Annotated in this window: 11 protein-coding genes; 4 read left to right on the forward strand and 7 right to left on the reverse strand. The window is 63.7% G+C overall.

Annotated elements, in window-relative coordinates; all coding sequences use genetic code 11:
• Positions 1–13 precede the first annotated feature (13 nt).
• Complete coding sequence (locus tag FGM15_01100; protein MBU3664463.1) at positions 14–1,840, forward strand: hypothetical protein; 1,827 nt, start codon at positions 14–16, stop codon at positions 1,838–1,840.
• On the opposite strand, the gene FGM15_01105 is transcribed toward FGM15_01100, so the two are convergent.
• The 3 genes from FGM15_01105 to uvrA are packed head-to-tail and all read right to left on the reverse strand — an operon-like array spanning position 1,837 to position 8,969.
• A complete protein-coding gene (locus tag FGM15_01105) occupies positions 1,837–2,937 on the reverse strand; it encodes an alanine--glyoxylate aminotransferase family protein (protein MBU3664464.1) in 1,101 nt (366 codons plus the stop codon). The two genes, FGM15_01100 and FGM15_01105, sit on opposite strands and share 4 nt — an antisense overlap.
• 3 nt (positions 2,938–2,940) lie before the next feature.
• On the reverse strand, positions 2,941–5,352 hold the full coding sequence (locus FGM15_01110) for a tetratricopeptide repeat protein (protein ID MBU3664465.1): 2,412 nt from the start codon (positions 5,350–5,352) through the stop codon (positions 2,941–2,943).
• Positions 5,349–8,969 (reverse strand): excinuclease ABC subunit UvrA, encoded by a 3,621-nt coding sequence (gene uvrA / locus FGM15_01115; GenBank protein ID MBU3664466.1) that lies wholly within the window; start codon positions 8,967–8,969, stop codon positions 5,349–5,351. Before uvrA ends, FGM15_01110 begins: the two co-directional genes overlap by 4 nt.
• Here uvrA and FGM15_01120 point away from each other — a divergent pair.
• Positions 8,957–10,258, forward strand: coding sequence for a hypothetical protein (locus tag FGM15_01120; GenBank protein MBU3664467.1), 1,302 nt, complete (start codon positions 8,957–8,959; stop codon positions 10,256–10,258). The two genes, uvrA and FGM15_01120, sit on opposite strands and share 13 nt — an antisense overlap.
• Here FGM15_01120 and FGM15_01125 read toward each other — a convergent pair.
• The gene (locus FGM15_01125) at positions 10,252–10,710 is read right to left on the reverse strand and encodes a nucleoside deaminase (protein MBU3664468.1); all 459 of its coding nucleotides are present in this window, start codon (positions 10,708–10,710) and stop codon (positions 10,252–10,254) included. The two genes, FGM15_01120 and FGM15_01125, sit on opposite strands and share 7 nt — an antisense overlap.
• A 46-nt stretch (positions 10,711–10,756) precedes the next feature.
• On the reverse strand, positions 10,757–11,026 hold the full coding sequence (locus FGM15_01130) for a DotU family type IV/VI secretion system protein (GenBank protein ID MBU3664469.1): 270 nt from the start codon (positions 11,024–11,026) through the stop codon (positions 10,757–10,759).
• Positions 11,027–11,104: 78 nt separating this feature from the next.
• Here FGM15_01130 and FGM15_01135 point away from each other — a divergent pair, with 78 nt between their 5' ends.
• The gene (locus FGM15_01135) at positions 11,105–11,875 is read left to right on the forward strand and encodes an HAD family phosphatase (GenBank protein ID MBU3664470.1); all 771 of its coding nucleotides are present in this window, start codon (positions 11,105–11,107) and stop codon (positions 11,873–11,875) included.
• Here FGM15_01135 and lepB read toward each other — a convergent pair.
• Positions 11,868–12,989: a signal peptidase I gene (gene lepB / locus FGM15_01140; GenBank protein ID MBU3664471.1), complete on the reverse strand. Its 1,122-nt coding sequence runs from the start codon at positions 12,987–12,989 to the stop codon at positions 11,868–11,870. The two genes, FGM15_01135 and lepB, sit on opposite strands and share 8 nt — an antisense overlap.
• 47 nt (positions 12,990–13,036) lie before the next feature.
• The gene (locus FGM15_01145; GenBank protein ID MBU3664472.1) at positions 13,037–13,936 is read right to left on the reverse strand and encodes an RluA family pseudouridine synthase; all 900 of its coding nucleotides are present in this window, start codon (positions 13,934–13,936) and stop codon (positions 13,037–13,039) included.
• A 76-nt stretch (positions 13,937–14,012) separates the two neighbouring features.
• Between FGM15_01145 and FGM15_01150 the strand changes: the two genes are divergently transcribed.
• On the forward strand, positions 14,013–15,641 hold the full coding sequence (locus FGM15_01150) for a serine/threonine protein kinase (GenBank protein ID MBU3664473.1): 1,629 nt from the start codon (positions 14,013–14,015) through the stop codon (positions 15,639–15,641).
• The last annotated feature ends 178 nt before the right edge of the window (positions 15,642–15,819 follow it).

Genomic DNA, 15,819 nt, shown 5'->3' on the forward strand with positions numbered 1-15,819 from the left:
GACATCGGAATCTATGCGTGAACCAGCGCAAGATTTCCCCCAAAAACCGCACCGGGAGCCGACCGAGGTCGCGCGCTTCCGGGACCGGATCGGCGACTGGTGGCGCGAAGCGACGGGCCAAACACCCGCTTTGGGCGGGGAGGGGTCGACCTTCCAAGTCATTTGGCGGCGTATCAAGCTGTGGTTTCCCGTGATTGTTGTGCTGGGTTTGGCCGCCGCCGGCGCGGGCTTTTATGCTTTTACCGGATGGCGGGCGCACGACTTGGCGCGGAAAGCGCGGGCGAATGTGAAGGCGGGCGAGTTGCGCTATGCGCTGATCCAGGCGGAGTCCGCCCGCAGCCTGCGGGGCAAAGACCCTGAAGTTCTGCGTGCCTACGCGATCGTGCTGGCGGCGAACGGCAGCGCGAAGGCGCTCGAGGTCTGGGACCAAGTCCGCGCCATCGACGAGTTGACCGACGAGGATCGCTCGGAGGAAGCGTCGGCGGCGGTGCGTCTCGGCGATGATGCGCGCTTCGAGAGGGGTGTCGCCGCGCTCGAAGCGGCGGGAAAACCCGCGGAGGCGAAGGCTTGGCGCTCCCGCCGCGCGTTGCAGAACAAAGATTTTTCCGAGGCAGAGAGGCTCATGAGACTGGCGGCACAGGAAGAGCCGACGATGGCATTCCGGCTCGAGTTGGCCCGGCTTCTTGCCACCATCAACACGCCCGATTCCCTGGCCGAGGCTGTTCAGATCGTGGACGCGATGGCGGTGGAGCCTGACGGTGACAAGGCCTTGGCGTTCGGTCTCACGACGATTCCCGCCGGGCCGGCGACGAGGCTTTCGTGGGCGAACAGGGCCTTCTCCGATCTCCAGCCCGACAACGAGGCGTTGCTACCTGCGGCGAGTGTGATGATCGGCGACCGGCACAGGACTTTGGACAGTATCCTGCGGCAGTTGCAACCGGTCTTCACCGGGGCGAAACCCGAGGAGCGCGGCTCCTATGCACGCTGGTTGCTCGATCAGAAGCGCCCGGACGATGCGCTCGTTTTCGCGCGCTCCGCCGAGGCGCGCACATCGCGCGGCACGTTTCTGGTCCGAGCCGAGGCGCTGAGCGCGAAGGAGGATTGGGAGGCTCTGCTCAAGCTGGTGGATGCGGGTTCTCCGGTGAATGAAACGGTGACGCTTCTGCTACGGGCGCGGGCGGAGCGCGGGCTGGGACGCGAGGCGGCAGCGGACGGCGCTCTGCGCAAGGCAATCAAGGCTTCCGCAGGGAGAGGGATTCTTCCCGAATTGCTGGCTCAAGTGGACGAACTGGGTAAAACCGAACTGGCCAGCCAGACCCTGCTGCAACTCTGCAGCGACCGCACCACCTCCGAGTATGCGCTTCGCGTGGCACGCTGGCGATTTTCCCAGCGCGGCGAGCCGCGACTCCGCGAGGAAGCGCTGCGGCGCGCTTTGGACGCTTCGCCGAGCGCCGCAACCGTCAGGGACTTGGAACGCATGAGGCGCCTGATGAATCGCGAGCCCGTGGACATTGCCGAAACCCAGGCGGCCTTGGATGCCGAGCCGGGAAATATCGACTTCCGCCTCACCCACGCGCTCGCGCTGCTCCAGTCCGGTCGCGCGGCGGAGGCGCGCAGATTGCTCGAACCTTGCGAGGCGATAAAGCACCAGCTTTTGCCGGGGCAAAAAGCGGTGGTTGTCGCCGTCCTTGCGGCAACCGGTTCGCGCAACGAGGGGATCGCGTTGGCGCGCACGATGAAGTCATCGCAGCTCACCGATGCCGAATACCGGCTCGTTTACCAGTTCACCGTGGCCGGAGGCGGCGCTCTGGACGAGAAGTCGGGCGAAAGCCAGCCTTAGGCCGGCAGGCACCCGGTCATCCAGCCGAGGAGTTCGGCGATCGTCGCCTCGCTCTCGTCGCCCATGTTGGAAACGCGGAATGTGGTGCCCTTGATTTTTCCGTAGCCGCCGTTGATCGCGACCTTGTGCTTTTTCTTGAGGGCCGAGCAAAACGCGGCGACGTCGATGTTGCGGTTGTTTTTCACGCAAACCAGCGACTTCGAGCGGTAGCCATCGCGGGCGAAATGTTCGAATCCGTTGGCGTCCACCCAGTCGGAAATCATCTTGTTGAGTTTCGCGTGACGGGCGTAGCGGTTGTCCAAACCTTCGGTGAAGATGTCGTCCAACTTGGACTGCAGGGCGTAGATGTGACCGGTGGTCGGCGTGCTGGGCGTCATGAACTTTTCCCAGTTCTTGTGGAACTCGATAATGTCGAAGTAATAGCCGCGGTCGGATACCTCGGCCGCGCGGGCACGGGCGCGTTCGCTCGCGCTGAAAAGGGCGAGGCCCGGAGGCATCGCGAGCGCTTTCTGGCTGCCGGTGAGAAGGATGTCGATGCCCAGGTCGTCCATGGGAATCGGCACCGTGGAAAACGAAGAAACGCTGTCCACGATGAACATGACTTCGGGGTATTTGCGGACGACGGCTGCGATGTCGGCGAGAGGGCTCAAAACGCCGGTCGATGTTTCGTTGTGGATGAGGGTCACGGCGTCGAAGCCGCCTTGGGACAACTTTTCCTCGACCAGCTCGGGGAGGATCGGCTCGCCCCATTCGACTTGGAGCGCCTCGGCCTGCTTTCCGCAGCGCTTGCTCACGTCGAACCATTTGTCGGAAAACGCGCCGCACATGCAGTTCAGGACTTTTTTGCGGACGAGGTTGCGGAGTGCCCCCTCCATCACGCCCCATGCCGAAGATGTGGAAAGGTAAACCGGCCCCTGCGTGCCGAACATCGTCTGGAGACGCGGATGGATGGATTCGTAGAGGGAGGAGAATTCGCTGCCGCGGTGCCCGATTTGCGGATGGCAAAACGCGCGGAAGGTTTTTTCCGAGACCTCGACGGGTCCGGGGATGAAGAGTTTGACGTGGCCGTCGGCTGTGGCGTTGGTGGTGTTGAGCATGGTTCAGTTTTCCCAGATGAAGTGTTCAAGCCGCAGGCGCCGCGCGCGCTGGGCGAGTTCCTCGCGCTGCGGGCCTTTGACGGCCGCGAGTTGATCATAAACAGCGATCGCCGCGGGCCAATCTTTCTGTTCTTCGAGCAGTCGGGCGGCTTCCAGCCCCGCCTTGTAAAACCAAAACAGGTCGGCGCTCTGCTGCGGCGGCTTGGAGAGCACGTCGTGGTAAGCGGCCAAGGCCTCGGTGGCGCGGCCGGCCCGGGCGAGGACGGCGGCGCGTTTGCATGCAGCCTGATCGCGCCAATCCGGCGGCGCGGAAAGATCCGCGCTCACTTTGGCATAAACTTCCGCCGCCTCGGAAAGCTTGGCAGGATCCTGCGCGGCCAAGGCAAAGAGCGTGTCGCCTTTTTCCATCAGTGCGGCCTGGCGGACTTCCGGCGGCGGATCCGACGCAAGCAGCCGATCATAGAGCTTCTGTGCGTCGGTGAATTGCTGGTCGCGCAGCAGCAGAGAGGCCTGTTCGAAGCGCGCGCGGTAGCGCAGGGGAGAAGAAGACTGCGCGAGTTCGTCATACCACGCAAGGGCACGGCCCGCCCCTTCGGCGCTCATGCTCCGGGAAGCGGCCTGCGCGGCGAGGAACTTGGCCAGGGCTGCCGTCTCGGCGTCCGGTTGCGAACGCGCGATCCCCGAGAGAATCGACTCTGCAGCCGCGTGGTCGCCCGCGCGCGAGTGAAGCTCGGCAAGTTTGAAGCGGATATCGAGGGCCTCGGGACTGCTCCCGTGTTCGGTCAAAAAAGCCTCGCATGCTTTGACCAGTTCTTCTCGGGGTTTCGAGCCCGCGCTGTCGGCGGCAAAAATTTCGGCTGCGGCGAGTGCGCTGGCGCGATCTGGGACATCCGCCTCTTGCCGGGCCGTGCCCAGAATCCGCTCTGCGGCGGCGGGTTCTCCGCGTGCCAACCTCCACTCCGCCAAGGCGAGCTTGGCTTGGAACGCATATTCCGCCGCCGCCGAGCGTCCGGCAAGCGCGGCAAGGCTGTCGATGTTGCCCTCACGCGCCTCGGCGGTGGCGAGCAGGAAAGACCAGCGCAAGAGGGACGGATCCGCGGGGGCCGTCTTGCGCAGGACTTCGTAGGACGCGCGGGCGAGCGCGGTGTCGTTTGATGCCAGCGCGGCGAGCATGGCGTTGGCTGCCGCTGCGGATGTCTCCTCGGGGGTGCGCGCCCTCTTGAGCGCTTCTTGGAAGGATTCGTAGGCTTTTCGATGATCCCCGGTTGCCGCGAAGGCACGGCCTCGCAGGTCGGCGACCGAAAAATCCGAACCGGCAGCCGATGCGTCCAGATCGTCCAGGATCGCACGGGCCTCGCCCGTCTGGCCTGTGGCAATTTGCGCCTCGGCGAGAAGAAGTTTGGATCGGAGCGAATCCTCCGCGGAAATTTCCTCACCGGTCTTCACTTGGCCGAGCAACGCAATCGCGCTTTCCGCGCGCTTGGCATCGATTTCCGACCGCGCCAACTGAAGGCGGGCCTCCGTGGTGCGCCGGCTGTCTTTTTGTGCTGCCCACTCCCGCAGATTGGCCGATGGATCCTCGCCGGCTTTCCTGCTCAGGGTGATCCATCGCTCCATGCTTTCGCGCATCGTGGGCGTGTCCGGATTCGACGTGATTGTCTCCCGCAAGACATCCCGTGCCCGGTTGTCCACTCCCAGAGCCGTCAAAGAACGGGCGAGTCCGAGGCGTGCGTTGTCTCGGACAGGCCCAGGCAAGTCGCCGGATTCAAGCACGGCGCGGAAAAGCTCCGACGCCCCCGACGGCTGATCCTGCGCGAGGAGAACCCGGCCGGCGGCAACGTCCAGTTCCGCGGCCGGCAGCAGCGAGTCGGCTTTGGCCAGGTCAATGAGGCTTTGCGCGTCGCCCCAATTCCCGAGCTGAAGTTGCAAGTCGATGAGCAGACGGAGCGCGTCAGGCTCGGACGGCGGCGTTTCGTTCTCGCCCGGAAGTGCGGCGCTCGCGGCAACTCTGTCGCCCTGCTGAAGCCGGATGCGCGCGAGCAGTAATTTGGCGTCAGCGGAGGCGGGTGCAAGAGGAGAGACGAGCTTCGCGGCTGCTTCCAACTTTCCTTGGGCAGCCAGGGCCGCCGCGCGCAACACGGCAGCCTGCGAGGAGTCTTTGTCGCAGTATTCGTCAAGGGTGCGCAATGCCTCTCCGGGAAGCCCTGCATCCAATTGAGCACGCGCGAGGAGCAGGCCCAGCGAGTTCCTTTCCCCTGCAGGCGACTTGCGGATGGCTTCCTCGAGCGGTGCGATCGCGGCCTTGGGCAGGCCGTCGCGGAGTGCGTTCTGCGCCTTCTCGACGGCAGGGTTCGCGGCTCGGCCCGTGGCCGACAGCGCGATGATCGCAGCCCAGATGATCGGCAGGGTTCTCATTCGCCAAGGATTTTGCGGAGGTAGTGCCCGGTATGACTGGCGTCGCACTTGGCAATCGTTTCAGGCGGACCCTCCGCCACGATGCGTCCGCCTCCGTCACCGCCCTCCGGGCCGAGGTCGAGGATCCAGTCCGCGCATTTGATCACATCCATGTTGTGCTCGATGACCACCAGTGTATTGCCTGCGTTGCGCAATTTGACGAGAACTTGCAGCAGGGTGTCCACATCGGAAACGTGGAGACCCGTGGTCGGCTCATCGAGCAAGTAGAGCGTTTTTGATCCCGCGCGCTTGCAAAGCTCGGTGGACAACTTGATCCGCTGGGCTTCGCCGCCGGACAACGTGCTGGCCGACTGTCCGAGGGTCAGGTAGCCGAGGCCGACCTCCTGCATGGTGGCAAGTTTGTCCGCGACAGCCGGAACAGCCCGGAAAAATGAGAGCGCCTCGTCCACGGTCATGGCAAGCACGTCGGCGATATTCCTGCCCTTGTAGGTGATTTCGAGGGTTTCCCTGTTGTAGCGGCGCCCGTTGCACACGTCGCAGGTGACAAACACATCGGCCAGAAAATGCATTTCGACCTTGAGCGATCCGTCGCCTTGGCAGTGCTCGCAGCGTCCGCCTTTGGTGTTAAAGCTGAAACGTCCCGCACTGTAGCCCCGCACGCGGGCCGCCGGCACTTGGGAAAACAGTTCGCGGATCGGTCCGAAGGCCCCGGTGTAAGTGGCCGGGTTCGACCGAGGTGTGCGGCCGATCGGCGATTGGTCCACGACAACGAGACGGTGGATTTGCCCGGCGCCGAGGATGGCGTCGTGGGCTCCCGGAGTTTCCTTGGCGCGGTAGAGGTCCCGGGCAAGGGCTGACCGCAGAATGTCGTTGACCAGAGTTGATTTTCCGCTGCCCGAGACGCCTGTCACCGCGACAAAGCAGCCAAGGGGAATGTGCGCGTCGATGCATTTCAGATTGTTTTCCCTCGCGCCTTTCACGCCGAGCCAGCCGTCGGTCGGGCCCGAGACGAAAGCGCGGGGCGTGAGCGGTTGTTGGCGTTTGGCCGGAATCCGGATGCCCAGTTGCCCGCCCAAGTAGCGCCCGGTGAGCGACTGCGGCGCGGAGGCGACCTCCTCAAGCGTGCCCTGCGCGACGATGTTGCCGCCGAGCGGCCCCGCACCGGGGCCGATGTCGATGATGTGGTCGGCGGCGAGAATGGTTTCGTGGTCATGCTCGACCACGAGGACGGAATTTCCGAGATCGCGCAGGCGACGCAGAGTGGCGATGAGGCGTTCGTTGTCGCGCTGGTGCAAGCCGATGCTCGGCTCGTCGAGCACGTAAAGCACGCCGGCGAGACCGGCTCCGATCTGGGTGGCGAGGCGGATGCGCTGCGCCTCGCCACCCGACAACGTTCCGCTCTCGCGATTGAGCGTGAGATACCCGAGGCCGACCTCGGAAAGGAAATCCAGACGCCGCGAAATTTCCGAGACGACTTCCGCGGCGATGGCCTCTTCCTGTCCGTTTAATTCGAGACGGCCGAAAACGCCGGCTGCTTCGGCGATCGTGAGGTTGCAAAGTTCGTGGATGTTCAGCCCGTTTCCCGCGGCGGGGGGCAAGGTGACCGCAAGAATTTCGGGCCGCAGACGCGCGCCGCGGCAGCGCGCGCAGGGGCGGCGGTTTTGCAGTGCTTTGAGGCGTTGTCGCAGGGATTCTCCCTTGGCGCGGGCCAGCAGATGTTCGAGTTGGGCCAGCAGGCCTTCGAAGGGTCTCTTTGCCTGTTGCTTCGCCGCGCTGCCTCCGTAGGAGATGTCGATCGCGCGGTCGCCGGACCCGTGAAGGATCAGATCGCGAAACGCCTCGGGAAGCTTGCCCAGGGGAACATCGGTTCGGACTCCCGCATCACGGGCCAGGGCGGACGTCAGGGCCGCATAGTAGGCCTGCATCTTCGGTGTGCCCTTGCGCCAAGCGACGATCGCGCCGTCATCGAGAGATTTGTCCGGATCAAGGACAAGCTCGGGGTCGAAATACGGTTCGGTTCCCAGTCCGTGGCAGGCGGGGCACGCACCGAAGTGGCTGTTGAAAGAAAAATGCTGCGGAGTCAAACGCGGCAGCGTGAAGCCGGTTTTAGGGTTGGCGAAGGCCGTTGAAAACGGGTGGTCGGCGAAAGAATTCCCGCCCGGTTCCTGCACGGACGCAATAATCGCGCCTTCACCCCAACGCAGAGCGGTTTCCACGGAATCGGCAAGTCGTTGCCGGATTCCGGCCTTGAGGACAAGACGATCCACCACCGCCTCGATGTGATGACGGCGATTCTTGTCCAGGCGAATGCGCGTCTCTGTTCCGAGGTCGGTGATTTTTCCGTCAATGCGCGCGCGGACAAAGCCCTCGCGGCGCATTTTTTCGATGATGTCCCGGAACTCGCCGGCTTCGCCGCGCACCAGCGGCGCCAGCAAAACCAGCCGGCTGTCCTGCGGGAAGGCAAGTATGGCGTCGGTGATTTCCTGCGGTGTCTGGCGCCGGACAACTTCGCCGGTTTCCGGATCGTGCGGCACGCCGATGGCCGAGTAGAGGATGCGCAGGTAGTCGTAGATCTCCGTGGTCGTGGCGATGGTCGAGCGCGGGCCCGCTGCCGACGTGCGCTGCTCGATGGCGATGGCGGGCGAGAGGCCCTCGACAAAATCCACGTCCGGCCGCTGCAAACGGTCGAGAAATTGCCGCGCGTAGGCCGAGAGGCTTTCGACGTATTTGCGTTGCCCTTCGGCGTAAAGCGTGTCGAAGGCCAGCGACGATTTGCCCGAACCGCTCGGCCCGGTCAGCACGACAAGGCGGTTCCTCGGGATCACCACGTCGATGTTTTTGAGGTTGTGCTGGCGCGCGCCTTTGACGCGTATGCTGGAGGGCTCGGAAGAAGGCATATCGGCGAACCGGAAAGAATACGGTCGGGGCGGGGCTGTCCGGAAGGCGAATCCGCCGCCGCCCTTGGCAAGAGCGCGCTTCCGCGTAGGGTTGCGGGATGCGCAGTTCAGGAGCGGCTTTTTTAGTTTCGGCCGGTTTGGTCGTATCTGCTGCCGGCGCGATGTTCGACATGCAGCGTCTGCCGGGACCGGCCGATGTTGCAAAAGTGCGGGAGATGGGTTGGAAGCCCGCAGCCGATGCAATCGAGGATCAGCTTGTGCAGTCGTGGAAACCGGCGAATTTCGCGCAGGCGGGCAGTTGCGGCATGCCGGTTTTTCGCCAATGGCAACTGCTCGGGCAGTGGTGCCGGCTGCTTGGCACGCCCGAACCCGATGCGGTGCGCGCTTACTTGGGCAGGCGCGTTTTGGAAAATCCGGAGCAAACAAACTCGTTGATCGTCGTCCCGCCGGGCATGGCGTTGCCCGAGGACCGCGCCGGCCGCCCGCTGGCCACGGCGCACCGCGCCCTTGAGAATGCGCGTGTTCCGCCGGAGATTCTGCAGGGTCTTCTCCCCGACGATTACACGATCCAGGAAGGACCGGTGGCGGGTCGCGCGCGTGAAGACTTTCTCGTCCAGATGGCAGGAGACCAGAATTTTCTCCGGGACTTTTTCCGCATGCTGGCCCCGGATGATTTTCCTCCTGTCGCGATTTCGCGGCTGGACAGGATGCACTCCGCATGGGGCGCCAAATGGGCGGACTATCGCAATCTGGCCGTTGCTTTCGCTCTGGTCTACGACCAGCGCGAGCCGTCGTTCTGGCCGCACCGGCAGGTGCAGCCTTCCGCTGTTCCGCGCATGGACGAGGACGTCACCCAACGCTTCGGCTATTACGTTCAGGCCAATGACGCGGGACGGCTCGACACCGACCTTCGCCGGGCGACGCCCGAGCAATTGAAATTTGTGGTCGATGCGCCCATCGAACGCGCCGAGTTGCAATGGGCGACAAAGCATGTGAAAGCGCCACGCGACCACTTCGAGCGCGCGTTCGATCAGGTCAACTATGATCACCGTCGCGTAGAGAAGGGCGCGTTCATGTGGTCGAACGGCAGCTACCGTCTCGGCAACATCGAGCTTTGGGGAGGCATCTGCACGGACCAGGCTTATTTCGCGAGCATGGCCGGCAAGGCGAGGGGTATTCCGACGATCTATTTCGCCGGTCAGGGAACCGACGGCGGTCACGCGTGGTTCGGATTCCTCAAGCGTAACGGATCGTGGAATCTCGATGCCGGGCGCTACGAAAACCAGAATTTCACGGTCGGCCAGGCGCTTGATCCGCAGACGTGGCTGCCGATCACCGACCACGAGCTGGCGTATCTGTCCGGGAAAACCGCGCGCGCACCCGGGCAGGAAGCGGCGCAGGGCGATCTGGCCATGGCCGAATTGTTCTCACGGCGCGGCGACAGCGCGCAGGCGCTGGCTGCGGCGGAGAGTGCGCTGCACGCGGCGCCCGGACTGGTCGCAGCGTGGGAGGCGAAGGAGGAAATACTCGAAACCCGAGGCGACAGCGCGGGTTTGCGCGAACTCTACACACGCGCCCTCGAGCAGTTCCGCCGGCACGAGGATCTGCGCGTCCGATACCAGACGCGCTTGGCCGCCGCGGAGCGCGAGGGCGGAAACTCCGCTGCAGCGAGCAATATCGAGAGCCGCATGGTGCGCGAGAACCGCAGGCAGCGGGCCGATCTCAGTGCCGGCGTCGCGTCGGACACGCTTTCGCGGTTGCTTGAATCAGGCGACTACGACCGCGCCGGGCACGAATACCGGGCGTTGCTCCTCAAGCTCGGGAGGACGGGCGGGGGAAACCTTTTTTACGGCGTCGTCCGTCCTTACGTGGAGACCCTGCGCGCTGACGGCAAGACGGCCGAGGCGCAGCGCGCGCTGCGTCAGGCGCGGCAGGCCATGCCGGTCGAACCCGGCAGCATCCTCGACCGTGATTTCAAGGAGCTTGAATCCGCGGTGTCGCGTCAGTAGCGGATCTTGTCCGCCTTGGCCTCGTAGCGCCGCCAGACGTGGAGCATCTCCTCGTGCAGGCACATCGTGGCGGGGATGGATCTTTCGTTGACCGGCTTGGACAACTCCCCGTAGATCGCATGGTCATCGAAACCGCCGAAGCGCATCGCGTCCGCGATGGTGGAAGCATAGACGATCCGCTCGATGCGCGCCCAGAAGATCGCCGCGGCGCACATGGGGCATGGCTCCCCGGTGGTGTAGAGCGTGCAACCGGCGAGATGGAACGTGCCGAGATTTTTAGCAGCGGTCCGTATCGCGGCCATCTCGCCGTGCCACGTGGGGTCATTTTCAGCTACCACGCGGTTTGTGCCTTCGCCGACAACGGCGCCGTCCTTCACGACAACGCAGCCGAACGGACCGCCGGAACTGTCGATCAATGCAGCCTTTTCGCCGAGGGCAATGGCCCTCCGCATGAACTTTTCGTCTTCGGCGCGGAGGGAGGGTGCGGTCATGCCGGCGTTATCCCTCGCTCCGGACCCGCTGCTTCTCGTTGTCGCGCTTTTCCTCGAACCGGCGGATTTCATCGGCAAGCTGACGCCGGATCTGTGCGATATCCTCCGGCGAGGACGCCTTGGCAATCTCCCCTTGGAGCAGCAATTCTTTGGCGGCGATGTCGGCCTTGCACTTGGCCTCGATTTCCGCGATGCGCTCTTTTTGCTGTTCGCTGAGCACCACCGTGGGTGCGGCTGACTCGAGGCGGCTCATGGCGATCTCGTAGGCGGATTTCATGTCCACAATCTTAGGAAATGGCGCCACGCCGTGCAACTGCTCTGGCGACTCGGATCGGACGGCGCTAAGTTGGAGGTGATGCCCATCCGATTGCTCAGCACCGACTTCGACGGGACCCTCATCGGGCATGAACCCGATGCGCGCACAGCCGAATCACTCTCGGAAGCGCTGTCTGCCATGAGGCGACAAGGCGTCTTCTGGGCTGTCAACACGGGCCGGCAACTTTGGTTTGCTCTCGAAGGCCTGGAGCATGCGCGTCTCCCGCACGATCCGGATTTTGTCCTCACTAGCGAGAAGGACATTTTCCGGCGCGTGGAAGAGGGGGACTGGGAGGCGTTCGGGGATTGGAACGCGCGCGCGGAGCGAAGAACAGTCGAGTTGTTTGAAAAAGCGTCGCGTGTTTTCGCGGAAATCCGGGGCATGGCGGAGAAGGAAGGTATCGAATTGCTCTATGAAAACAACCGCCTCGCCGGGCTCATGACCGTCGATGCCGCCGCCATGGACCGCGTCGCCGAAACCGTGCGGAGGGTCGCGTCCGATGTCCCGGATTTTTCCTTCAACCGCAACGACGTGTGGATGCGTTTTTCACACCGCGAAATTCACAAGGGGTCATCGCTCGGCGAGTTGATGAGGCTCTTGGGCATCGCGCGGGAAGAAACACTCGCCATCGGGGACCACCACAACGACATCCCCATGCTCGACGGTTCCTCTGCCGGGCTTGTGGCGTGCCCCGCCAACGCCGTCGCCGAGGTCAAGGACGTGGTGCGCGCCGCCGGAGGTTACATTTCGCCCTTCCTTTGGGGCGAGGGCGTCGCGGATGCGATCAGCCACTTCTCGCGGTTCAGTTGATGAGCCCCCAGCGGCCGACGAACGGCCAATACACAACCAGGCCCCGGCCCACGACATTCGCCTCCGGCACGGGTCCGAAGAACCGGCTGTCGCTGCTGTTGTAGCTGTTGTCGCCGAGCGCGAAATACGAGGCGCGCGGCACGGCGTAATCCGCCGCGGGCGATCCGAGGAGGGGAAAGGCGCCGCCGCCTGCGCTCGTGTTCGAATACCCCGCGTAGCCATTTTCGCAAGACATCACCCGTCGGAAGACCGACAACTGCGGGACCTTCCCGTCGATGTAGAGATCGGGTGGCACGATGCGCAGTGTTTGTCCGGCAAGGCCAGCAAGGCGCTTGATGTAATACTGCGATCCCATGCCCGGGGCGATCGTTGCCTCGATGCGTCGTATGCCCGTGGTGCGGAAAACGAAAACGTCGCCTGCTGCAGGGCGGATGAAATTGTAGGTCACCTTGTCCACGAAGAGTTGGTCGCCGGAATCGGCATGGCCGCGAACGAGGGGTTGCCCGGCCCGGACCGGCCGCCCGGGATAAATCTTGAAGTCGCGCCGCACCACATCCGCCGGTGCGGGAACGCTGTAGCTCCGGCTGCGGGTGATGATCTCGGTCGAAGTGAAAAAATGCAGGCGGGTGACCTCCCTCAATCCGATCACGGTATCATCCTCTTTCGCGGTCACGTCGATGTAGGTGCGGCCTTTGAGGACGAACTCCGCTGCACGGACGGGCCATGATGGAGGCGGATCGACAGTCGGTGTTCCGGTCACGCCGTAGAGTGTCGGTTGCATCGAGCCTGTGGGAATTTTGAATGGCTGGAGAAAATACGCTCGAACGCCGAGCGCGACCACAAGGGCGACAAGTATCACCTCGGTGTTCTCCCTCAGTCCGGCAAGCGGCAACGGCGGCGCGGCTTGGTTGAAAAGCTCGTGTAATTTTGCCGTGGAATTCTGGATGTCTTCGCGCGAACGCTTGCGCATCGCCACCTCGAGCCGGGTTATTCCCTCGCGCAGGCCGATGATTTGCTGCTGCGGAAGGATGTCGCGGCGGTAGCGCAGAAGCTTGCGTGCGGCTCGCAGCATGAATTTCGCTTCCTTGCGGTAGCGTGGCGTGAAGAAGAACATGCGGGCATCATCCTCCGTGCTGGAGGTGGAAAAGGCAACGTCGCCGCTCAGTCCGCGGGCCGCAGCGGGAAATCCGGCGGGACCGGTGCGAGGAAAGTCATGTCTTTGCCTGTGACGGGATGGTGGATTTCCAGCTTCCACGCGTGCAATAGCTGCCGCGGGAAATCCGCGCCGCCGCCATAGAGCCTGTCGCCGGCGATCGGGTGCCCGAGATGCTTGAGATGAACGCGGATCTGGTGGGTGCGGCCGGTCTTCGGCCGGCATTCGAGCAGTGAAAGCCGTCCGTCCGATGCCAGCAGGCGCCAAGCGGTCTCCGCCTCACGTGCTCCGGGCCGGCTGCTGACGGCCATTTGCTTGCGCCTTGCGGGGTGGCGCGCGATGGCGCCTTTGATCACGCCTTGCGCGGCCCTGGGTTTGCCGCGGACCACGGCGAGGTAGGTCTTGCGGGCGGTGCGTTCGGCGAATTGCCGCGCGAGTCCCGCGTGTGCCCTCTCGGTCTTGGCGACCAAAATGCAACCACTGGTGTCCTTGTCCAGCCGGTGAACGATGCCCGGACGAAGGGGATCGGCTCCGGGTGAAATCGCGGCGCAACGGTGCAGCACGGCGTTCACCAGCGTGCCCTGCCAGTTGCCTGCCGCGGGGTGGACCACGAGGCCGGGCGGCTTGTTCAGGCAAAGCAGGTGGTCGTCCTCGTATATGACATCGAGGGGAATCTCTTCGGCGACGGCGCGTGCGGGTGCGGTCTCGGGCGGCGGTATCGTCGCCTCGATCCGGTCTCCGGCACGCAATGCGCAAGACGCGCGCGCGGGCGCGTCGTTCACTTTGACCAAGCCCGCGGCGATGGCGCGTTGCCAGCGTGCGCGGCTCACATCCGGATGATGGTCCGCCAACCAGCGGTCAAGGCGTGGCGCGTTTTCAGCGGCGACGAGGCGGAGAGGCTCATCCATAGTCGCACCACGCTGGCTTGTGGCGCGCGGCTCCGCAAGGTTTGCCGCCGCGGCCTGTCGTGACTAATGTGGGTGTGTGGACGACGCCAGCCCCGCCCAGGCCATCGACACGTGCTCCGCCTGCGGAGGAGCGATCGACGTGACCGACGAACTTCCGTTCGCGCAGATTTATTGCCCGCATTGCGGCGAGGGGCTGCGGGCGCGCCGGTTTTTCAACAATTTCGAGCTGGTCGCTCTCATCGGCCAAGGGGGTATGGGTTCGGTTTACAAAGCCTACGACCACACGCTCGGGCGGATGGTGGCGCTCAAAGTCCTGCGCCGCGAAATGAGTGCCACGGACGAGGAGCGGGCCAAGCTGGAGCAGGAGGCGCGCATCACCGCGTCGGTGAACCATCCGCACGTCGTGCGGGTGTATTCGTTCGGCGAGGCCCACGGGCAATTCTACCTCGCCATGGAATTGGTGGAAAAGGGTTCGCTTGATGATCTGATGGGGATCCAGAGCCATGTCCCCGAGGCGCAGGTGCTCGAGATCGGTGTGCAGATCGCGGAGGGTTTGGAGGCTGCCGCGGAGCAGGGATTGATCCACCGCGACGTCAAGCCGGGCAATATTCTTTTTTCCGATGCGCACACCGCGAAAATTGTCGATTTCGGATTGGCCCGCGTCCTCGAGGAAGAAGCGGAAGCGCGCGGGGAGATTTGGGGCACTCCCTACTACATCGCGCCCGAACGCCTGAGTTGCGAGTCGGAGGACTTCCGCAGCGACATTTACAGTCTCGGCGGCACGCTTTTTCACGCGATCGCGGGACGCCCCCCCTTCGAAGCCGAGAGCGCGAGCCTCGTTGCTTTGAAACAAATCAAGAGCCAGCCGGTGAGTCTCGAGGCTTTTGCTCCCGACGTCGCCGCGGAAACCGCCTACGTGATCAATCGCATGCTCGAAAAGAACCCGGAGGACCGATACCCGGCCTATTCCGAGTTGATCGAACATCTGGAATATGCGCGCTCCAAAGTGCTCGAACGCGCCGGGAGACCCGCGGCCAAGCGCGAAGTTGTGCAGATCGAGACCAGCCGCACCAAGCTTTACGTGGCGTTGATCTCGGCCGGCGTCGCGGTCCTCCTTCTGGGATCTTTCGCATGGTTGTTCATGTTCAGCGAGCGCGAGGAGATCAAGGCGGTGCGCGAGTTGGTATTTTCGGGCGGCGCCGGAAAAGCCCCCGACAGCCTGGACGACGGCATGGCGGCCATTGCGGCCGGTCGCTACGGCGATGCGGCCAAGACTCTTGGCGAGGGTGTGCTCGGAGCCGATCCGGCGACGGAACGGGGCAAATGGATTCAGCTTAATCTCGCTCTATCACTCATGCTCGACGGGCAGAAACAAGCAGCGAAAGATCAGTGGCAACTTCTCGCGCGCGGTGGTCTTTTTAGCGACCAAAGAGAACAGCTTGAACTGGCCAACATGTTTCTCGATGCCGCGGAGTTCGGTCAGCGCAAAAGCCCCGTTTCACGTGGGGATTTATCCGGTTATCCGAAGGAAGGGCTGGCGGCCTTGGTGAGGTTTTTTGCGGGAGTGAACAACTGGTCGCTCGGTGCGCGTGAAGAAGCGTGCGGGTGCCTTGAGGAATTTCTCAAGTCGCCCGGGGATCAAAGGGTGGCTTGGTGGAATATTTACCGCGGCGTAGCTACCCGTCTGCTCGCGGAGCAGAGTTGACCGCCGGGCGATGTTTGCGCCGGCTGATCGGCCGGATAGATTGAAGCTATGGGCCGACCCGCTTTCCCCGTCGCCGGAGACGGTGCGGCGCGTGCCGCGAGCATTGTTGCAACCCATGTTCCCGTGACCGGCGGTTGCGGTTGCCCCGGACAAGTTCTTGAGCCAACTCATCGTGAGG

It is taken from the genome of Chthoniobacterales bacterium, from assembly GCA_018883245.1.
In the GTDB taxonomy this organism is placed as follows: domain Bacteria; phylum Verrucomicrobiota; class Verrucomicrobiia; order Chthoniobacterales; family JACTMZ01; genus JACTMZ01.